This window comes from Yersinia antarctica (assembly GCF_056636475.1).
The window spans coordinates 2,443,341-2,465,442 of sequence record NZ_JBSJQF010000001.1 but is presented as its reverse complement, the minus strand read 5'-3'; the positions used below and the strand labels follow the sequence as shown (position 1 = coordinate 2,465,442).

Here is a 22,102-nt window from a genome sequence, read left to right as displayed (position 1 = left end):
TTATTATGCAGCTAAATAAATTTTTCCTGGGTCGACGGCTTACATGGCCAATCGTATTTTCAGTTGGTTTACATGGCAGCGTAGTTGCGGCATTACTGTACGTTTCTGTCGAGCAAATGAAGGTACAACCTGAAATAGAGGATGCACCGCTGGCCGTTACGATGGTCAATATAGCGACCTTTGCCGCACCACAACCAGCGGCGGCGGAGCCACAGGCCGAACCGGAACCCGTTGAAGAAACACCGCCAGAGCCTGAGGTGTTGCCAGAACCTGTGCCTGTACCGATTCCTGAACCGGTGAAGCCGAAACCAAAGCCCAAGCCTAAACCGGTGAAAAAAGAAGTTAAAAAGCCGGTAGTGAAGAAGAGCGAAGCACCACCGGATGACAAGCCGTTTAAATCTGATGAGCCAGCACTGGTTGCCAATAATGCGCCGGTAAAAGCCGCGCCGAAAGCGTCAGTCCCGGGGGCATCAACCACGGCTGGGCCAAGAGCCTTGAGTAAGGCGAAGCCAACTTATCCGGCAAGGGCACTGGCTTTGGGGGTCGAAGGGCAGGTTAAGGTCCAATACGATATTGACGAAAATGGTCGTGTCACTAATGTGCGCGTTTTGGAAGCGACGCCGCGTAATACCTTTGAGCGTGAGGTGAAGCAAGTGATGCGTAAATGGCGATTTGAAGCGGTTGCGGCTAAAGATTATGTCACCACCATTGTGTTCAAGATCGGCGGCAATATGGAAATGAACTAAGGTTATTATGATATTACTCAGTCTGCTATTGAGTAATCAGCAAATATCATAATAAGAAAAGGGTCGCTGTTATACAGGGCGCCCCTTTTTTTGCGTCAGGACAAACTCGGCCAACGGTTATTGCGTTGCGCCAACCTCGAAATTCCCTCTGCCGTTAGGTAGCGCACGGGCTTTACCGGCATCATCCACCGCTACATAGGTAAATACCGCTTCAGTGGCACGATAGCGCTGCCCGATTGGCTCAGAAGAGACCTTTTTCACCCAGACTTCAATATTGATGGTAATTGAGCTACGGCCGGTTTTAATACAGCGGGCATAGCAACAAACCACATCGCCCACAGCGACTGGCTTGAGGAAGGTCATCCCATCCACCCGAACAGTGACAACTCGCCCTTGAGCTATCTCTTTGGCCTGAATGGCTCCGCCAATATCCATTTGTGACATTAACCAACCGCCAAATATATCACCATTAGCATTAGTGTCTGCGGGCATTGCAAGGGTACGAAGTACCAATTCACCATTAGGTAATGATTGCTCACCGCGAGGTGATAATTGTTCCTGAGTCATCTCTGCCTACTTCTAAAAGTAAATCTATTCACCTGGAATGGCTCACTGAAATTTCAATAAGCGCAAATATACCAACGTCATTGAGGCCGCAGGGCGATGCCTGTCTGCAGTCTCAATGACATTGGGAGCTATTATTTAAGATTATGACTTTTTCTGTTCTTCCGGCATATGCCGGTAAATATAAACGCCACTGATCAATGTGAATATCAGGGTGAGTGCGGTTAAACCAAAGACTTTAAAGTTTACCCAAATATCTTGCGGTAACCAGAACGCGACATAAATGTTCAGCAGGCCACAAGCTAAGAAGAACAGCGCCCATGACATATTCAGTGTTGACCATACCGCATCTGGTAGCGTTAGCTCTTTACCCAGCATGCGCTGAATCAATGGTTTTTTCATAACCCATTGGCTTATTAACAAAGCAACAGCAAACAGTGCATATAACACCGTCACTTTCCATTTAATGAATAAGTCGCTGTGGAATGTGAGCGTCAAGGTCCCGAATACCAGCACCATAACAGCGGTAACTAATGTCATCTTTTCTACTTTACGGTACTTAACCCAGGTAAAGGCTAACGCGAGTAGTGTCGCGACAATCAGCGCCCCTGAGGCGACAAAAATGTCATACATCTTGTAGAAAACGAAAAATACGACCAGCGGGAGAAAATCTAAAAGTTGCTTCATGAATCAATCCATCATTTGTACACAGCCCGACTATACCGGATTCAGTGGTGTGAGGGTACCAGCGGTAAAATACTATTATCCTTAATTATCCGTCGGAATGCGCGCTCTGCCAGTGGAATTTGCAGAAACTTACGATAAACAAGTAACAGATTTTGTCAGCATATTGCCAGTAGTGCGTTAACCCAGCATGATGAGTAATAATTATTGGGTTAGGTGTTGTGGAGTAAATATGCAGAGAAGATCACTTCGGTACTGGATGCCGGGTTTGACCCAATTGATGGCGTATGAACGTGAATGGCTCAAACCCGATGTCAGGGCGGGTCTATCCGTGGCCGCAGTCGCATTACCTATTGCTATTGCTTATGCTGAATTGACGGGGGTTAGTGCCGCTGTTGGTTTGTACTCCTGTATTTTGCCGATGATTGCCTACGCTTTCTTTGGTTCATCGCGACAATTAATCGTCGGACCTGATGCGGCAACTTGTGCGGTGATTGCCGCTGTGGTCGCGCCACTGGCTGCGGGGAGCAGTGAGGTGCATTGGCAGCTCACCATCATGATGACATTGATGATGGGCACATGGTGTCTGGTGGCCAGTCGTTTCAAACTGGGGGCTTTGGCTGATCTATTATCCCGGCCAATATTGACCGGGTTACTTAATGGGGTGGCAATTACCATTATTGTCGATCAGCTCGGTAAGGTTTTTGGTTTTATGACCCGCCCCCCACAACTGATTGAGCGGGTACTGGCATTACCCCATAATTTAATTAATAGCCATTTGCCCACCGTCGCCATTTCACTACTGACTTTTGTGGTGCTGTATGGTGTTAAGTGGTTACGACCAAACTGGCCTGCACCGCTGTTGGCGATCGTCATGGCGACCTTTGTTTCCTGGGCTGCCAATATGCAGCAATTTGGTGTGGCGGTGGTCGGCGGGTTCGATGGTGGCTTGCCAATGGTGCATTGGCCTGATTTCCAACCCGGCCTGCTGCGCGATATGGTTATCCCGGCACTTAACCTGGCCGTGGTCAGTTTTGTTAGCATGATGCTGACCGCGCGTAGTTTTGCCGCCAAAAATGGTTATGAGGTGGATGCCGATGTAGAACTGCGCGCCTTGGGTATTACCAACATTGTTTCAGCGCTATCACAAGGTTTTGCTATCAGTGGGGCCAGTACCCGTACAGCCGTAAATGACGCCAATAATGGCAAAAGCCAGTTGGTTTCTATTATTGCTGCGTTGATGATTGCGATGGTGTTGCTGTTTTTAACCCGACCGTTGCAATTTATCCCGATCGCAGCGCTGGGCGTGGTGCTGATTTATGCTGCCTGGTCACTGCTGGGATTCAGGAGTTTATGGCAATTACGTAAACGTAATACTCAGGCTTTCTATTTAGCGATATTTACTTTTGTCAGCGTAGTATTGGTCGGCGTGATTAGTGGTATTGGATTGGCGGTACTATTGGGGCTATTGCAGTTCCTGCGCACGGTATTCCGCCCAACAGAACAGTTATTAGGGGTTAATGCTGATGGTATGATCCATTCAATGCGTAGCGGCAATGGGATCAAACCTGTACCCGGCGTGATGATTTATCGTTTTAATTCACCTCTGACCTATTTTAACGTGGCGTACTTTAAGCGGCGGATTTTGAATTTGGTTGACAGCACCCCCCATCAGGCAGATTGGGTGGTTATTGATGCGGTTGCCAGTTTTACCTATGCCGATATTAGTGTTCTATCGGCGATTGATGAGCTTAAACGTGACCTGAAGCAACGCAATATTAAGTTGATACTGGCGGGAAGACGTACCGAACTAACACGCTGGTTTAGAGTTAATAAATTGAAAAGTCAGGATAATGACCTAATTCTGGTACCGGATCTCTATCTGGCACTAAAACTGATTCAAAGTAAGCAGCGGGTGGCAGAGAAACAAGAACCAGAGATAGGTGCCGAGCCTGAAGTTAGTGCATAGGTATCAATCATTGATGAACAAAAAGGGCCGTAATGGCCCTTTTTGCTTTTACTTGGCGGGGTACTTACTCCGCTGGAGTGGCAGGGCGCAACAACATATATAAACGGAACAAATACACCAGCAATAATGCAGAAACCAGATTGCTAAGCGCACTTAAAATAATAGTCGCAATCGGTGTTGGCAAAATAGTCAGGTGGCTTACCAGATACAACAGAATCAATTTGGCCGCTATCCACAGCATCATCGCAGGGATGATTAACCGCACATTGGCAAATGCCAATTTAATACTGACTCTTATGGCCGAGAAAACACCTACTTTATCTGTGGTCACGATGATCGGTGAGAGTGATAACGCGACAGCAATGACCACACCAGGCACGATAAATATTGTTAATCCTAACTGAATCAACAAAGTACCGATAAACATCAGCAGCAGTAAGCGAGGCAAGATCGGTACTGAAATACCAATAGCTTGCAATGCACTGACCCGACGGCCCATCGATACCATAGAAATCAGGGTTAGCATTCCACCGACTAATAACACGTTACCGACTAAGGCAGAAAAGGTCGCCGCCGCAGAGACTTTAAGCAGCACCATCTGCTGCTCCGGTGTCATCTGCGATACTATCTCACTGATACTGACACTTGCTGATGACGCAATATCACTGTCCGCAGCACTTAAAATACCCAGTTGTTCAGCATCAGGGATAAATGCCTGATTCAGCATGACGGTAATGAACGCAGTCAGTAAAGCCAGCAGCAGGATTGCCGGCAGTTGATTACGTAAAAAGTTAAAACTGTCACGGTATAAACTGTTAGCCGTGATAGGCATGAAAGCTCCTTGGGATCGAAAAAATAGCGCTAGCCGATGATTATACCTTGTTATGAGGCGCTGTGGGATCCTGTCATTAATCTAGCAGTGATTTCTTCTAATCTGATTACCTCGACGTTATCAATAGCTAACGGTGGTAACCCATAGTGCGCACGGGCGCGGTCACAGTGCGGATTATGAATTCCGGCATCCCCTGAGCGTTCAAATTCATAACAGGGTGGTGGGCGGTCGCCATAAATTGTACAGGAAACAGTGTGACCGACTTCACCTTGAAGTGCACTGCAACGGGGGGATTTACAGTTAGTACCGGACATACAGCTTATAAAGGGTGTGACTTGTTCGGTCATGGCGTTGGGCACTGTACCGCCTCCCTCTTTGGCTTCAGCCCAATAGAACGACACTCTAAAATAGGCGCAACACGCACCACAGTTCTGACACGGATTAATTTCAGCGTTCATCTTGAATCTACTGCTCCTTACAAAGTAAACAGCCAACCGATCGCGATTTCACACATACAACATCCAAGCATAGCAGCATGACAACAGTTCCATTTTTCATCAATGACTGTCAGCACAATTTGCGGCTAAATGGTTTTTATGATCCAGATCAATTTCAATATTATTAAGGAATTAAATAACCTTACATAAAATAGGATTTATTTAATTTGTTACCAAAGATGTGATCTCGATTGGATCATGAATACTCATTTATGGGTATATTTTGCTCGCGAATATACCTACAAATGGAATGGATAATGAAAAAAGTCACTTTGGCATTGTTAGCTGTAGCAGCTCTGGCTCCCATTGCGGCAAGCGCGCATCAAGCAGGCGATTATATTTTCCGGGCAGGGACAGCAACAGTCAGACCAAATGCCGGGTCTGATGATGTATTAGGTTACGGTTCCTTCAAAGCGGATAACAATACTCAGTTAGGGCTGACCTTCAGCTATCTGATTACTGATAACATCGGTGTAGAATTGCTGGCTGCTACGCCGTTCCGCCATAAAATTGGTCTGGAGGCAACCGGTACCATTGCTGAAGTTAAGCAATTGCCGCCAACCTTAATGGCGCAATACTATTTCCGCGATAAACAAGACAAACTGCGCCCGTATCTGGGTATCGGCCTGAACTACACCACCTTCTTTGATGAGAAATTTAATAACACAGGGCAAGGTGCCGGTTTGACGGATTTAAGTGTTAAAGATTCGTGGGGTATTGCTGGGCAAGCGGGTATGGACTACATGGTCAGTGAAAACTGGATGCTGAATATGTCGGTCTGGTGGATGAATATCGAAACTGACGTGAAATTCAAAGCCGGGGGTGAAGAGCAAAGTATTCATACCCGTCTTGATCCATGGGTGTTTATGTTTGGCGCGGGCTATCGTTTCTAATTACCCTTCGCTCTTGCCGCTGCAGGGGGGTTAGCTGCACTCACTTACCCGAATCTCTGACCTGAGTCAGTTCATCGGGATGCGTTTGCTGGCCGCCTACCTGCAACGGCAATAACTTTGGGTAATAGCCTTCGCTCTTGCCGCTGCAGGGGTGTTAGCTGCACTCACTTACCCGAATCTCTGACCTGAGTCAGTTCATCGGGATGCGTTTGCTGGCCGCCTACCTGCAACGGCAATAACTTTGGGTAATAGCCTTCGCTCTTGCCGCTGCAGGGGTGTTAGCTGCACTCACTTACCCGAATCACTGACCTGAGTCAGCTCATCGGGATGCGTTTGCTGGCCGCCTACCTGCAACGGCAATAACTTTGAGGAATCTCTGATGTGATTGCGGGGGCCTACAAAGGAGGCGCGAAGAGCGCCTCCGAACAGGGGATTATTTGATTTGTATTCTATCACTAACAGATTTCACCCCAGGTACGGTACGGGTGATCTGTACTGCACGGTTTGCATCCTGACGCGAACTAACAAAGCCGCTTAACTGGACCCGTCCTTTAAAGGTCTCAACACTGATTTCAGTAGATTTAAGATTCTTCTCACCCAGTAACGCCGATTTTACCTTGGTGGTCACCACAGTATCATCCAGATATCCACCTGTGCCTTCAGATTTAGGTGTTGGTGCACAGGCTGCTACTGCCATTGCCATGATTACTACAATACATAAGGCTGAAAGGGTCTTAAAAAGCTTCATAAATTACTCTCCATGTTTGCCAATAATTTAACAGGACATTACGAAAAAAATAACTTGTTGAAAGCGTTATTAACACATATTGACGTCATGCTACTGATCACTCATCGCATCCAAAATGTAAAGAAATGCTTAGGGCGTTACATAATTATTGGTTATGAATAGTGTTAATTCAAATTTGCAGCAGATATATAGCGTGGCAGGCGAGAAGTTCGAGCGAATATAGCGCCTGATCGGAACCGACAATCAGGCGCTGGTGGTGAGATTAACCGCGAGTTGCCGCTTTCATTTCAGTCACAAAACGCGACAACTGGGCTAACATCTCAGCGGGCTGTGAGACATTATTTTCAATGATTTTTACAATCGCGGAGCCTGAAATCGCACCGGCCGCACCGGCTGCCAGACTGGTCTTCACTTGTGCTGGCTCTGAAATACCAAAACCTTGTAGTGCTGGGGCGGCATTATATTCACGCAGTTTATCAATCAGATGATTCAGCGCAAGCTGACCGTGATTCTCAGCACCGGTGACACCCGCACGTGACAATAGATAGGTGTAACCACGGCCATGAGAAGCTATCTCGCGCAGTAAATCATCGTCCGCATTGGGTGGGCAGATAAAGATAGGCGCAATCCCATGGCGCAGTGCCGCTGCGCGGAACGGGGCTGACTCTTCAAAAGGTACGTCAGCAATGAGCACTGAATCGACACCGACAGCAGCACAACGCTGGTAGAAACTATCAATTCCATTGTGGAATACCAGATTTGCATACATCAGTAGACCAATGGGAATAGCGGGGTGTTTTTTACGGATTTCCGCCAGCATTTCAAAGCAGATACCGGGTGTCACGCCAGCGGCAAAAGCCCGCAATGCTGCATTTTGAATGGTTGGGCCATCTGCAAGTGGATCAGAGAATGGTATACCCAGCTCCAACGCATCGGCACCTGCGGCAATTAATGTATCAATAATCTCTAAAGATAGAGCCGGTGTTGGATCCCCTAGCTGTACGAAAGGAACAAATGCCCCTTCTTTTTTGGCTGCCAACTGATTGAAAAGTTGCTGATAACGCTCCATTAAATCTCTCCCCGTGCTTTCAGAATATCGTGAACGGTGAAAATGTCTTTATCACCACGCCCGGACAGATTCACTACCAATATCTGTTCTTTTTCCGGCGACGCTTTAATCATTTTTAAGGCATGGGCCAAGGCATGGGAGGATTCCAGTGCTGGAATAATCCCCTCTTTGCATGACAGCGCTTTAAAGGCATCGAGTGCTTCGTCATCGGTAACGGAAACATAATCAGCACGACCAATGCTATTTAAATAAGCATGCTGTGGCCCTACGGATGGGAAGTCTAACCCCGCAGAAATTGAGTAAGATTCTTCGATTTGGCCGTCACTGGTCTGCATCATCGGCGATTTCATACCGAAATAGATGCCTACTTTACCGTGTTTGAGTGGTGCACCGTGCTGGCCGGTTTCAATACCCAGCCCTGCCGGCTCAACACCAATCAGAGCAACACCTGGCTCATCGATAAAATCAGCAAACATACCAATCGCATTCGAGCCGCCACCGACGCATGCCAGCACCACATCCGGCAGACGGCCTTCCCGGGCTAACATCTGCGCTTTGGTTTCTTCGCCAATCATCCGTTGGAATTCACGCACGATAGTCGGGTAAGGGTGTGGGCCTGCTGCGGTTCCCAACATATAGTGGGCGGTTTCGTAGCTGCCAGACCAATCGCGCAGTGCTTCATTACAGGCATCTTTCAAGGTGGAAGAACCGCTGTGCACTGGGATCACTTCAGCCCCCATCAGGCGCATACGGAACACGTTGGGTGACTGGCGCTCAATGTCTTTGGCACCCATATAAATACGGCATTTCAAGCCGAGCAGGGCGCAAGCCAGTGCTGACGCTACCCCATGTTGACCTGCGCCGGTTTCCGCAATGATTTCGGTTTTACCCATGCGTTTGGCCAATAAGGCCTGACCCAAAACCTGATTGGTTTTGTGCGCGCCGCCGTGCAGCAGGTCTTCACGTTTCAGGTATAACTTGGTTTTTGTCCCAGCGGTCAAATTCTGACACAGGGTTAGCGCGGTCGGGCGACCAGCATAGTTCTTTAACAGATCCTGAAATGCTGCCTGGAACTCAGGGTCCAGTTGAGCACTGACAAAAGCCTCTTCCAGTTGCTTCAATGCTGGCATCAAAATCTGCGGCACATACATGCCACCGAACTCGCCAAAATAAGGATTAAGTGTGGTCATTTTTCTGTCCTATGGGGTTACTAAAGTGTGTCCATGAATCATGAATAAAGTTAGCCAGCAAAATTATCCATCAGTAAGCGCGTAACGTCTGGAATACAGCGGCGATCAGTTGTGGATCTTTGATGCCGGGGGCACTTTCTACACCGGAATTGAAATCAAGACCGGCACAACCCAGTTGGGCTGCTGCACAACAGTTGTCAGCGCTTAGCCCACCCGCCAGCAGCACATTATCCAGCGGTTGACCGGCCAGTAATGACCAGTCAAAGCGTTGACCGGTGCCACCGTTGCCGTGGTCCAGAACATAACGCTCGACATGCTGTGAGTTGCGTTGCGGTACACTATCGTCAACACGCAACGCCTGCCAAATTTGGCAACTGGCAGGCAGTATCGCCCGCAGTTGATTGATATAGCTCTGATCTTCTTGCCCGTGCAACTGCACTGCCACCAGCGACAGGCGCTCGGCTGTTTGCTGCACAGTTTCAATTTTGGCATCACGGAATACGCCAACATACTTCAATGGTGCGCCGCTAATCACAGTCCGTGCTTTGGCGATATCCACATAACGCGGTGAACTGCCAACAAAGATTAAACCACCATAGACGGCACCTGCTTGATAAGCTGCGGCGGCATCTTGAGCGCGGGTCAGGCCGCAGACTTTATTTTCACCGAGTAACACACGGCGCACCGCAGCATTGAGATCGGGTTCAGACATCAACGCGCTGCCAATCAGGAACCCGTTGGCAAAGTGACTCAGTTCGCGCACCTGTTGGTAATTATTAATACCTGACTCGCTAATAACCGTGACACCTTTTGGCAGCCGTGGGGCCAGTTCGCGGGTGCGATCAAGGCTTATCGACAAGTCACGCAGATCCCGGTTATTAATACCGACCACTTTGGCACCCAATGCTATTGCCCGATCCAGTTCTTCAGCATTACTGGCCTCGGTCAACACCCCCATATTTAGGCTGTGTGCTACGGCGGCCAGTTGGCGATAGCTGTCATCATCGAGCACCGATAGCATCAGTAAAATGGCGTCAGCCTGATAAAAACGCGCCAATTGAATCTGATAGGCGTCGATAATAAAGTCTTTACACAGCACCGGCTGAGTGACGGCAGCACTGACGAGTGGTAAGAAATCAAAGTTGCCCTGGAAGTACTTTTCATCGGTTAATACCGAGATGGCCGATGCATAATTTTTATAAACTGCTGCAATGTCTGCCGGATTAAAGTTCTCGCGGATAACCCCCTTAGACGGGGATGCCTTCTTACATTCCAGAATAAAAACGGTCTTACTGCCTTGCAGCGCGTGATAAAAGTCGCGCTGGCTCAGGGTAATATCGTTTTGAAAGCTAGCCAGAGGCTGTTGCAATTTCCGAGCGGCAACCCAGATTTCCTTATCGTGCACAATGTGGTGGAGCACGGTTTTATTAAGCCCAGTTTCCTGCATGATTTATCCTCTCGCCGCCAGAGCGGTAACACGATCAAAAGCCTGACCGCTGTGAATCATTTCCAATGCCTGCTGTGCGTTATGGCGCAGGTTTTCCTGACCGTGCAACTTCAGCAATAACGCCACGTTAGCCGCAACGGCTGCGGCGTGTGCCGGTTCACCTTTACCTTGTAACAACCGTGCTAAAATGTCACGGTTTTCTTCCGGTGCGCCGCCTTGTAACGCGCCCAGTGAATAACGGTTCAGACCAAAATCTTCCGGTGCTAATTCATAGCTTTCGATGCTGCCGTTATTCAGCTCAGCAACCTGAGTCGGTGCATGAATCGCCACTTCATCCATTCCCCCACCATGTACCACCGCAGCACGCTGGTAACCCAACACTTGTAGGGTTTGCGCGATGGGTAATACCAACTCAGGGCTGTAAACACCAATCAGCGCCAACGGCGGGCGAGCCGGATTGATTAATGGCCCCAACACATTAAACAGGGTGCGGGTCTTCAACTGCTGGCGAACCGGCATCGCGTGGCGAAAGCCAGTGTGATACTGCGGCGCAAACAGGAAACAAACCCCTAACTCATCCAAGGCTAATCTGGATTGTTCCGCGCTCATGTCCAGGCGAATACCAAATGCGGCCAGCAAGTCTGATGAACCGGAACGGCTGGAAACACTGCGATTGCCATGTTTGGCCACTTTTACGCCACAACTGGCGGCAACAAAGGCGCTGGCGGTAGATATATTGATACTGTTAGTGCCGTCACCCCCGGTACCAACGATATCGGCGAACAGGTAATCCGGGCGCGGGAAGGGCTGTGCATCCGCCAATAAGGCTTGCGCGGCACCCGCTATTTCGGCAGGTGTTTCACCGCGTACTTTCATACTGATTAACGCCGCCGCCAATTGGCTCGCTTCCAGTTCACCTCGCACGATAGAGCTAAACAGGATTTGGCTTTCCGCTTGGGTCAGGGATTTAGCCTGAAACAGTTTTTCCAATAATAATTCTTTTGATAATAATAAGTTTTGCATCTTATAGTCCTTAATTACACCCTACCCAAAGAACATGGTGTTACAGGTGACAGCATGCGAGTAACGAATGTAGCTAACACCGCTACAGCTTCATGTGTGGAGGGCATAATGCCCAGTCCAGCGTCTGCTCAAGCAAACGGGCACCATGGGTGGTTAAAATAGATTCCGGGTGGAATTGGTAGCCACACACCCGATGTGCGTCATGGCGCACCGCCATGACCATCTCACCAAAACGGGCGTTAACGGTTAATTCTGTTGGGATATTGCTGCCCACTAATGAGTGGTAGCGGGCTACTGGCAGCGGATTCGGCATGCCTGCAAACATAGCTTGTCCATCGTGTTCAATGGCCGAGGCTTTGCCGTGCAGTATCTCTCCGGCCTGTCCTACATGGCCGCCATAAGCTTCGACAATGGCCTGGTGGCCAAGGCAAATACCGATAATCGGTAACTGGCCGCGTAGACGTTGCAATAATTCGGGCATACACCCCGCCTGTGCCGGTGTGCCAGGGCCGGGTGAGAGCATCAGCACCGGTTGTTCGAGTTGTTGCAAGCGGGCGATAATGGTATCGGCGGCGATTTGGTTACGGTAAATCACCACCCGATGGCCACTGGAGCGTAATTGGTCCACCAGGTTGTAAGTAAAGGAGTCAATATTATCGAGCAGCAAGATATCAGCCATTAGAAGATCTCCCTGGCATGGTGTGCGCTAGCAATTGCCCGTAGAACCGCACGTGCTTTATTGCGAGTTTCATCGGCTTCGGCCTGTGGAATGGAGTCAATCACCACACCGGCCCCCGCTTGAACCGTGGCGACACCGTCTTCGACATAAGCTGAGCGGATAACAATGCAGGTATCCAAATCGCCGTGTGCGGTAAAGTAACCCACCGCGCCACCGTAACTGCCCCGACGTGCGCCCTCACTGCCAGCAATCAATTGCATAGCGCGGACTTTCGGTGCGCCGCTCAGGGTGCCCATATTCATACAGGCTTGATAAGCATGCAGTACATCCAGATCCTGACGCAGCGTGCCCACTACGCGCGAGACCAAATGCATCACAAAGGAATAGCGGTCAACTTTAGTTAAATCGGCCACATAGCGGCTACCCGGCTCGCAGATGCGGGCTAAATCATTACGGGCTAAATCCACCAGCATCAGATGTTCAGCCAATTCTTTATGGTCAGTGCGCATCTCCAGCTCAATACGGCTGTCTAAATCACGATCCAATTCACCATTGGCACGGCGGCCACGCGGGCGCGTACCGGCAATCGGGTAAATCTCAATCTGGCGGTTGGTGGCGTCATATTTCAGCGCACTTTCCGGTGAAGCACCAAACAGGGAGAATTCGTTATCCTGCATAAAGAACATATACGGGCTGGGATTATGGTCTTTCAATGTTTGGTATGCCGCCAGTGGTGAGGGGCAAGGCAGTGAGAAACGGCGCGAAGGAACAACCTGGAAAATTTCGCCTTCTCGGATTGCTATCTGCAATTGGGCCACCACTGCACCGTACTCTGCGTCTGATTGGTTACACTGTAACGCCATCTCAGGCACTGACTGGGCAGGGATCGGTTGTGGTGCTTGCTGTAGCTGGTGGCTAACTTGTTCTAACCGCTGGGTCAGACGCAAATGTTCGCTAGCGTCGGCGGTAAACAAACTGGCTTGCAACTGCGTCGAGCGATGCTGATGATCCAATATCAACAAGGTTTCGGCTAAATAGAAGCAGAAATCTGGGCAACGTTGGTCCTGGCGCAGCGGGGGTAAATTTTCAAAACCCGCCACCAAATCGTAAGCGAATAGACCACCAATGAATACGGCCTCCCGCTCAGCTTCGGGTGCATCGACCAGTTTTAGTAGCAAACGTAGCGCATCAAAAACCGACAATGACTGTAAACGAGAGTCTTCATCTTGCACTTCGTTAATGATAGGGAAGGTTAATTCACGGCCATTCGGGCGCACTTGAATCTCTACTTGTGGCGGTAACGCAGCATCTAACAGCGGTAATAACGACGCGCCATTGCGACTGAGTGCTTCAATCGTGACGTTCTGCTCAAGGGCGGTAATACGTAAAGCGCTATCAATAATCAGCAGGCTTTTTAAGTTCTGTTTACTGGTCACTTCTGCGGATTCAAGCAGCAGAGTGGCTGGTCGTGCGCCGCAGAGCTGGTGAAACAGCGCGGTTGGGTCATCGCGGTAACACGCCGGGGTGCTCAGTAACTGTAATGTGGGGCGCGAAGTTTGCATCATTTATCTTTCCTGAAAAGTGATTACGCCGAAATCTAACCATAAAAAAGCCCGCTATTAGCGGGCTGAAGCAATCTGCATTGTCTGGTGACTGATATGCGTGATTACATCGCCCGAGAGAGGGAGATGTGCCACCAACGCAGTAAGGAAATCAGGGAAGTTTTCATTATCAGTCACTACTCTCTATGATTGCATTCAGTTTATTCCCCTTGCCCTTGACGCCGTAGGGGGTTAGCTACGTTCACTTGCTGTTTACTCAGACGTTTAAGTGCCCTGTGAACTTGTGTACTAGTTAACTGATTCACGAGGTAAATGTCAACCCTTGATTGATTGTTTTCTAACAAAGTCTGTGCGGTTATCTATTTCACTTTAATTTCGATACGGTGGCAGAGCACGACTAAGTTTGATTAACGTTAGTGTGTTATTAACAGGTATGATAGCCCGCCACGCTTTTTCGGATTTTTGTTTTGGTTAATAAGACCATTTTGATAAATAAACCTGTTTTGACTGATAACACCACCTTATCTGATAGGGCTGATGCCACCATATCAACGGCCTTTACACTTTATGATTTGCATAGCCATACCACTGCGTCGGACGGCTTGTTAACCCCTTCGGCACTGGTAATAAGAGCAGCGCAGATGCGGGTAGGTGTTTTGGCTATTACCGATCACGATACCACCGCAGGGTTGGCTGAAGCCGCCGCCACCATTGCCCAGCAACAATTGGCACTACGGCTTATCCCTGGGGTGGAAATTTCTACATTATGGGAAAACCACGAGATCCATATTGTGGGATTAGGTATTGATACCCAGCATGCCAGTATTGGCAAATTATTGAGTGAGCAGTCCAACTATCGCTATATTCGGGCGCAGGAAATAAGCGCGCGACTGGAAAAAGCGCGTATTCCCGGTGCCTGGGACGGAGCTAACCGCTTGGCGGGGGGCGGACAGGTAACCCGTGGGCATTTTGCCCGCTATCTGGTGGAGTTGGGGTTGGCGAGTAACGTTGGGCAGGTTTTTAAAAAGTATTTAGCCAAAGGCAAGACCGGTTATGTCCCCGCACAATGGTGTACAATAGAACAAGCTATTGAAGCAATTAAGCAATCTGGTGGGCAAGCGGTACTGGCGCATCCGGGTCGTTACGATTTAACCGCCAAATGGTTGAAACGTTTATTAGCCCATTTTGCCGAGCATGGCGGTGATGCCATGGAAGTTGCCCAGTGCCAACAAGCCCCCCATGAACGAGCGCAGCTTGCACAGTATGCGCGCGACTATAATTTACTGGCATCCCAGGGATCTGATTTCCATCAGCCTTGCGCCTGGATTGAATTGGGCCGCAAATTGTGGCTGCCCGCAGGGGTGGAACCAGTATGGCGTGATTGGCCTGTAGAGCCAGCTAACGCGAACGTTGAATGATGAGGTAGTGTCATGAGTCAATTTTTTTATATACACCCGGAAAACCCTCAGCCGCGACTGATCAACCAAAGTGTTGATGTGTTACGCAAGGGCGGGGTGGTGGTTTATCCGACAGATTCTGGTTATGCCCTTGGCTGCCGTTTAGAAGATAAAGCGGCAATGGAACGTATTTGCCGTATCCGTCAATTAGATGGTAATCATAACTTCACACTGGTGTGCCGTGATTTGTCGGAGTTATCGACTTATGCATATGTTGATAATTCAGCGTTTCGACTTATCAAAAATAATACCCCGGGTAATTACACCTTTATATTGAAGGCGACGAAAGAAGTTCCTCGGCGTTTGATGAATGACAAACGTAAAACTATTGGTTTACGTGTGCCTTCTAACCCTATTGCGCTGGCGTTGCTGGATGTATTAGGCGAGCCTTTGATGTCGACGACATTGATGCTACCGGGTAATGACTTTGCTGAATCCGACCCGGAAGAGATCAAAGACCATCTCGGTAAGCAAGTGGATTTAATCATCCATGGCGGTTCATTAGGGCAGCAACCCACTACAGTTATTGATCTGACTGATTCCTCTCCTGAAGTTATTCGTGAAGGAGCGGGGGACGCCACGCCGTTCCGCTAAATATCTTTAATATCTGGGGTGTTGGATACGGCATAACCGAAAGGTACCGGTATCCAACCCAGATGACATGCTCAATCACGGGTGTTAGAAGGCATATTTCACACTAAGCCCGCCAGCTACACCTTCGCGTTTTCCGCTGTAACCTGACAGTTTCAGGTCCATAGACAGATTCTTTTCTTTAGTCGGTGTGATACGAATGCCCACTTCACCAATGCCCGTGCTCCCTTTAATGCCCGCAGAATCGATATTATCCCCATCGATAGTCCCCTTGGCTTTACCATCAAACTCATATTCATAGGCAACCCCGCCGATAACATCCAGTTTAGGTGTGGCATGATAGGTAACAGTAACGCCGGTATTCACACGCTGTGAGTTCAACGCCGAAAACGTCAGCTTCTCACCCTGGGAATTGGTGACACTGTCACTGCCCACTCGAGTCGACAGGATACTGGCATGGGTGTCTAGTTTCACCGCCGGCGTCATGGCATAGCGATAGCCGGTTTTCAGCTGCCCGCTGACATAAGGTGACGCGCTGTCATAATGGCTCGCAACCCCGCCATTCACACCGAAATCAGCAGAAGAAAAGTCGCTAGATACCCGCCCTGCACGCAGAGAACTGTTGAGGTAAATAGCGTCAGTGAATGCATAGTTGGCAATAATACCTGCACCTTTATAGTCGACATTTCCGTTACTTTTTACACTGGCCAATCCGCTAAAATCATTATAGGCGTCATAGCTACCCCAGCCGGCTTCAAACAGGCCACCGAGGGTGAGTTGCCCCAGATTCTTGGTGATACCGGTGGTCAAAGCGAAGCTATCCATATCAATGTGGGAACCGGTGTTGTAACGGCTCTTGCTGCCGGAGGTAAGACCAAACAGTGCCACCCCATTATCATCACGGTAAAGTTGTGCTGTATCCAACCCGGCAAGCAGGTCGCTGCCTTGATTGATTAAAAACATGCCTGGCAGACGGCCTTCCAAATAGGCTTTAGTCTGTGGGTTTGCGTCAAAACCGGTGGTCGGGCCGTTTTCCCGGCTTAATTGGGTTACGCTATCTAACGACGCTTTTACTGCATCATTTTCCCGATACACTCTGATATCCGCCAGTTTTGCCGTACCAATTGTGACTTTTTGCGTGTTATTTAACGTCGGCTCACCCCCGGTGACATTTGAGATAAGCGTAATAGCATCACCCTTGACCAGGTTGCTGTCCTTACTGATGCCGGTCACTGCAATAGCCGCATTGTCGATATTAGCCGCGTTAGTCAGTGCAATCAAAACATCATTATTTTTAATATTGTTGTTCAGATAGAAATTATAAAAGGCAAAATTACCGATCTTATTCAGAGTGATAGGGTTGGCGGAAAAATTAAAAGTATTGCCGGTGAAAGCATCACCATATGAGGTTGCGATACCGTCGAACATATCCACATATCCCCCCCATATTTCACTACTATTAGCGTTAAATACCGGAGCGCCTGACAGCGTAATGGTGTTATTGATTGCAGTGGCATTCTCGGGGGTTGGTGCGCCACCAAAGCTTGAGGCATAACCGCCATAAATAAGGCCACTGAATACACCGCCATTCAGCGTAAGAGTGTTGGCATTACTTTTCACACTGATACTGCTACTTTCTCCTGGGGTTATTTGGTCAATCATGGTGATAGCTTCTGCGTAGCCACCATAAATAGAACCAATAAAGGAACCATCATTAATAACAATTGTATTGCCACTGCTTGAGGCGCTGGCGTTCGCCTGAGTTTTATCTACGCTGTTAGCGCCATAGGCAAAAGCAAACACATTGGTATAGGCATATCCACCATGCACAGGGCCACTAAACGAACCGCCATTAATCGTAATGTTATTGGTATCACTGGTGGCGCGCGCATCAGCCAAACTTCTGGCGATGCTGCCAGTACCGTAGGCGTTTGCCAAAGCATTGCCATTGCTAACAGAATAACCGCCGTAAATATCACCCTTGAACACACCATTGTTAATAATGATCGTATTCATATTACTGCTGGCGTTTGCATAGGCATCACTTTCGCCCCATTCCCGAACGAAACGCAACAAACCATCATGCGTTATGCAGCGAGTAGATACTCTAAAAATACCTCATTCGGTGAGCTGTATTCCAGAGATTTGCGCCCCCGAGTGTTGAGGATGTGCTCCAGTCTCGCAATATCTTCATCGCTGACGCCATTAAAATCGGTTCCTTTCGGATAAAACCGCCGTATCAGACCGTTGGTATGCTCATTCAACCCCCGCTCCCAGGAATGATAAGGCCGGGCAAAGTAAACCTTTGCGCCCGTTACCTGAGTGATGTCCTTATGTTTCGCAAACTCGGGTCCGTTATCTGCCGTCAGGGTTTTAAACTCGCAGAAAGTATTCGCCACGATGTCCCTGAACGCTTCCACGACGCTCTCAGCGCACTTATTGGGGAGTTTACGGATAATGACCTGCTTTGTGGCTTTGTCCACGACCGTCAGCAGGAATGACTTCTGGTCTTTGCCAAAAATCGTATCGATTTCAACATGCCCGGGAACCTGTTTGAGTTCAGCCTCAGCAGGCCTGTGCTCAATGCCAACCCTGTCCGGGATGGGCGTGCGTCCGGGCTCACCCGTATCATAGCGATAGCGTTTACCCCGGTGAGGGAGCTGAAGGTAAAGCTTACCGCCAGCCTGTCTGTCCGAACGGATATAGCGGTAGAGGGTATTTTTGCTGACGGCGATATCAAACTGGATTTTCAGTCTCCCACAGATAACCTCAGGGGAGGTATGTACAGCCAGCGCCTGCCGGAGAAAGTCTTGTGTCTGCTGGCCCAGAGGGACACAGGCATTGTGTGCCGAGGTGGCGCCCCGCCGTTGTCTGGCTAAGGCATCAGCGCGTCTGGAGGAGTAAAGTCCGTTGAAGGCGGGGTCCGTATTACGCCTGAGCTCCCGGCTCAGGGTAGAGCGAGAGACATCCAGTTCTCTGGCAATGCAGGACTGATTAACGCCTTCAGCTTTTCGTTTTTCGATGTAAAAGCGCTCATGCTGAGTCAAATGTTTTCCCTTCATGCAACAGGGTCTCCGACAGGGTCAATACGGCTATTTTATCCGTACCTGACCGGTGGGTCACTTTGTTGCATTTCGTTTGGGAATTGGCGAAGGGAATTAATGATGAAAATAATCAGCCGTACCCTGTTAGTGGGGGCTTTTTTACTGGCGGGAAGCAGCCAATTCGCCCTCGCGGGCACCATCGAAGCTGTTAACCACACCAAATGGGCCATCAACCAGTTCAGCGTCAACGGACAGTCTGGCATCGATGCCATCGGCCCATTCCAGGGCGGCGGCGGTGGCTGCTGTTACGGCGCACCACCACAATGGAAACCGGGAATGACGGTCAGAATAGATTGGGAAACAGGGGTGGGAACTGACGATGATTTTCCTGGGTATGAGAACAGTGAAAAAGCTTTGGCGTGGGCTAGAAAAATAAAGGCCATGAATAAAAAACATACCCTGACAGTTCCTGTACCCGCTTATACCTCCGGTGGAAAAACATGTGGGATCACCGTTCACTTTATGCCCTGCGACCAAATTAAAGTCACCACCAGTTGCTACGAGTATGGCCATCCTAACTACCCCATTAAAGAGCCTTTACGGATGACGGAGCCTAAAGTATGTCCGAGATAACAACCGATCTGGTCTGGTATCCCCCCCAATTCCCCGAACAGGGCCGACTTCCGGCTCACGCGGCTCTGGTCGGTCAGAACTGCCGTCAACAGGACAGCCATGAACGGGCCTACCACAATGAGTTGTGCCTCGCAACAGGACGCCGCGTCATGCCCCCCTGCTGCAAGACCCTGCACATCAGCCTGTTCTTTGACGGCACCGGCAACAACATGAATCACGACCTGTACGTGGCCGACCCGAAACACCCCACCAATATTGCCCGCCTGTTTCGAGCCACCATCGGCCAGGGGCAGGCCGGAGGACTTGCCAGCAAAAACGCTGCGCTGACAGATATGCCGCAAAGCGCCGACAACAAGTATTACAAATACTATATGCCGGGCGTCGGTACCCCGTTCCCGGAAATTTCAGACCTCGATTTCAGCATGCGCGGCCTCGCTGCCGCCACGCACGGCGAAGATCGCATCAACTGGGGGCTGCTGCGCATCATTGATGCCCTCAGGCGCACAACAGGACTGGAGCGAATGGACGACAGTACCTGCTGGAAATCCGTTCAAACAATGGCAACATCGATGGCCTCCTTCGGCCTGACCGGCAGCAGTAACCGCTATGAAGAATTCCAGCGCCTTCTCAAAAAGCCTGACCTGTTAAAATCTCTGCGCACGGCCTTGCAGCCAGCAGAACCGGGAAAGCCAAAACTGCTGGGTATCAAGCTGTACGTCTACGGGTTTTCACGCGGCGCGGCCGCAGCCAGGGCTTTTATCAGTTGGCTCAGTGAACTGCTGCCAAAACCGCAGGGCGATGAGGAAAAACCAGAACAGTGTCTGATGGTCGGTGACCTGAAAATCCCCCTCAGCGTAGAGTTTATTGGCCTGCTGGATACAGTCGCCTCCGTGGGTATTCCCCACATGGCCCCGATTGCGGAAGGCCACATGGGTTGGGCCGACGGTAACCAGGCGCTGCCTGACGAGAAAATTTACGGTGGTCTGATAAAACGCTGTGTCCATCTGGTGTCTTCCCACGAGCAGCGGCTCTGCTTCCCCCTTGATTCCATTCGCCGCACCGATGGAAAGTACCCGGCCAACAGCGAAGAGGTGGTGTACCCCGGTGTACATTCAGATTTGGGCGGTGGATATCCGCCAGGCGACCAGGGAAAAGCTAACGACAAAGACCAATTAGATAGATATCTTTTATCGCAAATACCGTTACATGACCTTTATGCCAATGCGTTTTCTGCTGGAGCACCGTTAAAAGTACCGCCATCCTCCCTTTCTGATGATTTGAAAAAAGATATCTGGCGGAAATTACCCCCAGACCTTCAATTAGAATTCTTTATAGAACCGACGCTCGTCAGCCGCTTCAATGCATGGCGTACGCTGACATTAAACCTGCCGCCGGCAGAGAAAAAGATCAGCAACGAACAGGCCTCGACATACCAGCCACTGCGCGCGGCCGTCAGCCTGGAAAAAGCCATGGAAGAACAAACGGCGTGGATCACCGCCTGGCGCATCAACCGCTACGCCAACGGCTCCTACAAAACACAACGCTTCTACATCGACTCTGCCGCCAACGGACTGGATAAACACAGTGATCCGGCCCTCAGAAAAGCCGACGAAGATAACCGGGCGGAAATTCAAAAAACCACGGATAAAGAGCGCCAGAGCATGGCCGCTGCCGCTAAAGACGGTGAGTTTCTCCTTCTCCCTCAGGGGCCTAAGGACTTCGATGCGTCACTGGGACAGACCCAGTTACGCCAGGCCGCAGAGGAGTTCCGAGAGGATTATCAGGGAGTATCACGCACCAACACGCAGGAATGGTACTTTGAGCCGGTCTATGGGCTAAAAAACGCGATTTTCCTTCTGAGTACCGACGACCGATACCCGGAATGGCTGCGCATGAAAACCGCCGGTGAAGTGCGATGTACCGTGCTATTCCCTGTGGCCGGTGAAGCCAGTAATACCGAATTACCCGGGGGGCAGCTCCGCGCGCTGTTTGATGATCAGGTGCATGATTCCCGCGCCTGGTTTATGCACAATGCGTTTGGGGCGCGCGAACCCTGGGGCAGTTATTTTCTCGAGCGGATGATCTATTTTGGCGATAACAGCAATAAACCGCTGTCACCGCTGATGGTGGCGGGCGCGGTCGTTGGGGCGGCAACCCTGGTGGGCGGTGTCGCCTTTATCATTAAACAGAAAAAAATACAGGGTAAACTTCTGGGGTTGGCCGGCATGGCGGGAGCCATTTCGCTGGAAGCCCAGGCGATGGATATTCTGTCCGGTAAGCCGCTGCCCATGTTACCCGGCGCGGAACTGTTGCAGGCATTTACACTCCAGCCCGGGGCGATGGTTGCCCAGCAAAAAGGCGTCATTGAAGAGCAGCGACTGGCACAGGCAAAAGCCACCATTCAGGAAAGATGGCTGGCGCAGGCACAGTCTGCCCTGACCTCATAAAAAGCCCTTCGGGCCTTTTTTTATATC

The 22,102-nt window shown here is 49.8% G+C and carries 21 protein-coding genes and 1 other annotated feature; of the genes, 7 read left to right on the top strand and 14 right to left on the bottom strand.

The genetic code is table 11. The features are described from left to right. Positions 1–5 precede the first annotated feature (5 nt). The gene (tonB, locus tag ACWJJO_RS11400) at positions 6–746 is read left to right on the top strand and encodes a TonB system transport protein TonB (RefSeq protein ID WP_420073394.1); all 741 of its coding nucleotides are present in this window, start codon (positions 6–8) and stop codon (positions 744–746) included. A 117-nt stretch (positions 747–863) separates the two neighbouring features. On the opposite strand, the gene yciA is transcribed toward tonB, so the two are convergent. Both yciA and ACWJJO_RS11390 read right to left on the bottom strand, forming a co-directional pair. After that, on the bottom strand, positions 864–1,313 hold the full coding sequence (yciA, locus tag ACWJJO_RS11395; RefSeq protein ID WP_050110472.1) for an acyl-CoA thioester hydrolase YciA: 450 nt from the start codon (positions 1,311–1,313) through the stop codon (positions 864–866). A gap of 141 nt (positions 1,314–1,454) precedes the next feature. Then, entirely contained in the window at positions 1,455–1,997 is a 543-nt protein-coding gene (locus ACWJJO_RS11390) for a septation protein A (protein WP_083158934.1), read from the bottom strand. Positions 1,998–2,226: 229 nt separating this feature from the next. Here ACWJJO_RS11390 and ACWJJO_RS11385 point away from each other — a divergent pair, with 229 nt between their 5' ends. Further along, positions 2,227–3,963, top strand: a complete 1,737-nt coding sequence (locus ACWJJO_RS11385; RefSeq protein WP_083158933.1) for a SulP family inorganic anion transporter — start codon at positions 2,227–2,229, stop codon at positions 3,961–3,963. Between the two features lie 64 nt (positions 3,964–4,027). Here the strand turns inward: ACWJJO_RS11385 and ACWJJO_RS11380 are convergent, their stop codons facing one another. Both ACWJJO_RS11380 and ACWJJO_RS11375 read right to left on the bottom strand, forming a co-directional pair. Then, positions 4,028–4,795, bottom strand: coding sequence for a YciC family protein (locus ACWJJO_RS11380; protein WP_481091029.1), 768 nt, complete (start codon positions 4,793–4,795; stop codon positions 4,028–4,030). A 50-nt stretch (positions 4,796–4,845) separates the two neighbouring features. Continuing rightward, a complete protein-coding gene (locus ACWJJO_RS11375) occupies positions 4,846–5,253 on the bottom strand; it encodes a YkgJ family cysteine cluster protein (protein ID WP_193784665.1) in 408 nt (135 codons plus the stop codon). Between the two features lie 296 nt (positions 5,254–5,549). Between ACWJJO_RS11375 and ompW the strand changes: the two genes are divergently transcribed. Then, complete coding sequence (gene ompW, locus ACWJJO_RS11370) at positions 5,550–6,185, top strand: outer membrane protein OmpW (protein ID WP_083158930.1); 636 nt, start codon at positions 5,550–5,552, stop codon at positions 6,183–6,185. 433 nt (positions 6,186–6,618) lie between these two features. Here ompW and ACWJJO_RS11365 read toward each other — a convergent pair whose 3' ends face one another. From ACWJJO_RS11365 to trpL, 8 genes are all read right to left on the bottom strand, one after another. Continuing rightward, positions 6,619–6,933 carry a BON domain-containing protein gene (locus ACWJJO_RS11365; protein ID WP_481091028.1) on the bottom strand — a complete coding sequence of 105 codons (315 nt, stop codon included), beginning with the start codon at positions 6,931–6,933 and terminating at the stop codon, positions 6,619–6,621. A 262-nt stretch (positions 6,934–7,195) separates the two neighbouring features. Next, complete coding sequence (gene trpA / locus ACWJJO_RS11360; protein WP_083158928.1) at positions 7,196–8,002, bottom strand: tryptophan synthase subunit alpha; 807 nt, start codon at positions 8,000–8,002, stop codon at positions 7,196–7,198. After that, the gene (gene trpB / locus ACWJJO_RS11355) at positions 8,002–9,192 is read right to left on the bottom strand and encodes a tryptophan synthase subunit beta (protein ID WP_083158927.1); all 1,191 of its coding nucleotides are present in this window, start codon (positions 9,190–9,192) and stop codon (positions 8,002–8,004) included. Before trpB ends, trpA begins: the two co-directional genes overlap by 1 nt. 70 nt (positions 9,193–9,262) lie before the next feature. Next, positions 9,263–10,639 carry a bifunctional indole-3-glycerol-phosphate synthase TrpC/phosphoribosylanthranilate isomerase TrpF gene (trpCF, locus tag ACWJJO_RS11350; RefSeq protein WP_083158926.1) on the bottom strand — a complete coding sequence of 459 codons (1,377 nt, stop codon included), beginning with the start codon at positions 10,637–10,639 and terminating at the stop codon, positions 9,263–9,265. 3 nt (positions 10,640–10,642) lie between these two features. Next, the gene (trpD, locus tag ACWJJO_RS11345) at positions 10,643–11,662 is read right to left on the bottom strand and encodes an anthranilate phosphoribosyltransferase (protein ID WP_050073272.1); all 1,020 of its coding nucleotides are present in this window, start codon (positions 11,660–11,662) and stop codon (positions 10,643–10,645) included. Positions 11,663–11,744: 82 nt separating this feature from the next. Then, positions 11,745–12,341 (bottom strand): glutamine amidotransferase-related protein, encoded by a 597-nt coding sequence (locus tag ACWJJO_RS11340; RefSeq protein ID WP_083158925.1) that lies wholly within the window; start codon positions 12,339–12,341, stop codon positions 11,745–11,747. Next, positions 12,341–13,903, bottom strand: a complete 1,563-nt coding sequence (locus ACWJJO_RS11335; RefSeq protein ID WP_481091582.1) for an anthranilate synthase component 1 — start codon at positions 13,901–13,903, stop codon at positions 12,341–12,343. Before ACWJJO_RS11335 ends, ACWJJO_RS11340 begins: the two co-directional genes overlap by 1 nt. 41 nt (positions 13,904–13,944) lie before the next feature. After that, positions 13,945–14,046, bottom strand: a sequence feature (Trp leader region). Continuing rightward, on the bottom strand, positions 14,008–14,070 hold the full coding sequence (gene trpL, locus ACWJJO_RS11330) for a trp operon leader peptide (RefSeq protein WP_002227930.1): 63 nt from the start codon (positions 14,068–14,070) through the stop codon (positions 14,008–14,010). (Overlaps the previous feature by 39 nt.) A gap of 300 nt (positions 14,071–14,370) precedes the next feature. Here trpL and rnm point away from each other — a divergent pair, with 300 nt between their 5' ends. Continuing rightward, positions 14,371–15,321, top strand: a complete 951-nt coding sequence (gene rnm, locus ACWJJO_RS11325) for an RNase RNM (RefSeq protein WP_442820910.1) — start codon at positions 14,371–14,373, stop codon at positions 15,319–15,321. Positions 15,322–15,333: 12 nt separating this feature from the next. Next, positions 15,334–15,954 (top strand): L-threonylcarbamoyladenylate synthase, encoded by a 621-nt coding sequence (locus ACWJJO_RS11320; protein WP_005191561.1) that lies wholly within the window; start codon positions 15,334–15,336, stop codon positions 15,952–15,954. Positions 15,955–16,038: 84 nt separating this feature from the next. Here the strand turns inward: ACWJJO_RS11320 and ACWJJO_RS11315 are convergent, their stop codons facing one another. Both ACWJJO_RS11315 and ACWJJO_RS11310 read right to left on the bottom strand, forming a co-directional pair. Beyond that, positions 16,039–18,027 carry an autotransporter domain-containing protein gene (locus tag ACWJJO_RS11315; protein WP_481091027.1) on the bottom strand — a complete coding sequence of 663 codons (1,989 nt, stop codon included), beginning with the start codon at positions 18,025–18,027 and terminating at the stop codon, positions 16,039–16,041. Between the two features lie 11 nt (positions 18,028–18,038). Continuing rightward, positions 18,039–19,013, bottom strand: a complete 975-nt coding sequence (locus ACWJJO_RS11310; RefSeq protein WP_481090564.1) for an IS30 family transposase — start codon at positions 19,011–19,013, stop codon at positions 18,039–18,041. 102 nt (positions 19,014–19,115) lie between these two features. Here ACWJJO_RS11310 and tli1a point away from each other — a divergent pair, with 102 nt between their 5' ends. Then, positions 19,116–19,628 carry a Tli1a family immunity protein gene (gene tli1a / locus ACWJJO_RS11305; protein WP_481091581.1) on the top strand — a complete coding sequence of 171 codons (513 nt, stop codon included), beginning with the start codon at positions 19,116–19,118 and terminating at the stop codon, positions 19,626–19,628. Then, positions 19,616–22,075 (top strand): T6SS phospholipase effector Tle1-like catalytic domain-containing protein, encoded by a 2,460-nt coding sequence (locus tag ACWJJO_RS11300; RefSeq protein WP_481091026.1) that lies wholly within the window; start codon positions 19,616–19,618, stop codon positions 22,073–22,075. The genes tli1a and ACWJJO_RS11300 overlap by 13 nt, the downstream gene beginning before the upstream one ends. Positions 22,076–22,102: the final 27 nt, after the last annotated feature.

Bases quoted from the DNA above. Each gene is read 5' to 3' on its own strand.
- tonB (WP_420073394.1), top strand. From the start codon at position 6: ATGCAGCTAAATAAATTTTTCCTGGGTCGACGGCTTACATGGCCAATC.
- yciA (WP_050110472.1), bottom strand. From the start codon at position 1,313: ATGACTCAGGAACAATTATCACCTCGCGGTGAGCAATCATTACCTAAT.
- ACWJJO_RS11390 (WP_083158934.1), bottom strand. From the start codon at position 1,997: ATGAAGCAACTTTTAGATTTTCTCCCGCTGGTCGTATTTTTCGTTTTC.
- ACWJJO_RS11385 (WP_083158933.1), top strand. From the start codon at position 2,227: ATGCAGAGAAGATCACTTCGGTACTGGATGCCGGGTTTGACCCAATTG.
- ACWJJO_RS11380 (WP_481091029.1), bottom strand. From the start codon at position 4,795: ATGCCTATCACGGCTAACAGTTTATACCGTGACAGTTTTAACTTTTTA.
- ACWJJO_RS11375 (WP_193784665.1), bottom strand. From the start codon at position 5,253: ATGAACGCTGAAATTAATCCGTGTCAGAACTGTGGTGCGTGTTGCGCC.
- ompW (WP_083158930.1), top strand. From the start codon at position 5,550: ATGAAAAAAGTCACTTTGGCATTGTTAGCTGTAGCAGCTCTGGCTCCC.
- ACWJJO_RS11365 (WP_481091028.1), bottom strand. From the start codon at position 6,933: ATGAAGCTTTTTAAGACCCTTTCAGCCTTATGTATTGTAGTAATCATG.
- trpA (WP_083158928.1), bottom strand. From the start codon at position 8,002: ATGGAGCGTTATCAGCAACTTTTCAATCAGTTGGCAGCCAAAAAAGAA.
- trpB (WP_083158927.1), bottom strand. From the start codon at position 9,192: ATGACCACACTTAATCCTTATTTTGGCGAGTTCGGTGGCATGTATGTG.
- trpCF (WP_083158926.1), bottom strand. From the start codon at position 10,639: ATGCAGGAAACTGGGCTTAATAAAACCGTGCTCCACCACATTGTGCAC.
- trpD (WP_050073272.1), bottom strand. From the start codon at position 11,662: ATGCAAAACTTATTATTATCAAAAGAATTATTATTGGAAAAACTGTTT.
- ACWJJO_RS11340 (WP_083158925.1), bottom strand. From the start codon at position 12,341: ATGGCTGATATCTTGCTGCTCGATAATATTGACTCCTTTACTTACAAC.
- ACWJJO_RS11335 (WP_481091582.1), bottom strand. From the start codon at position 13,903: ATGCAAACTTCGCGCCCCACATTACAGTTACTGAGCACCCCGGCGTGT.
- ACWJJO_RS11320 (WP_005191561.1), top strand. From the start codon at position 15,334: ATGAGTCAATTTTTTTATATACACCCGGAAAACCCTCAGCCGCGACTG.
- ACWJJO_RS11310 (WP_481090564.1), bottom strand. From the start codon at position 19,013: ATGAAGGGAAAACATTTGACTCAGCATGAGCGCTTTTACATCGAAAAA.
- tli1a (WP_481091581.1), top strand. From the start codon at position 19,116: ATGAAAATAATCAGCCGTACCCTGTTAGTGGGGGCTTTTTTACTGGCG.
- ACWJJO_RS11300 (WP_481091026.1), top strand. From the start codon at position 19,616: ATGTCCGAGATAACAACCGATCTGGTCTGGTATCCCCCCCAATTCCCC.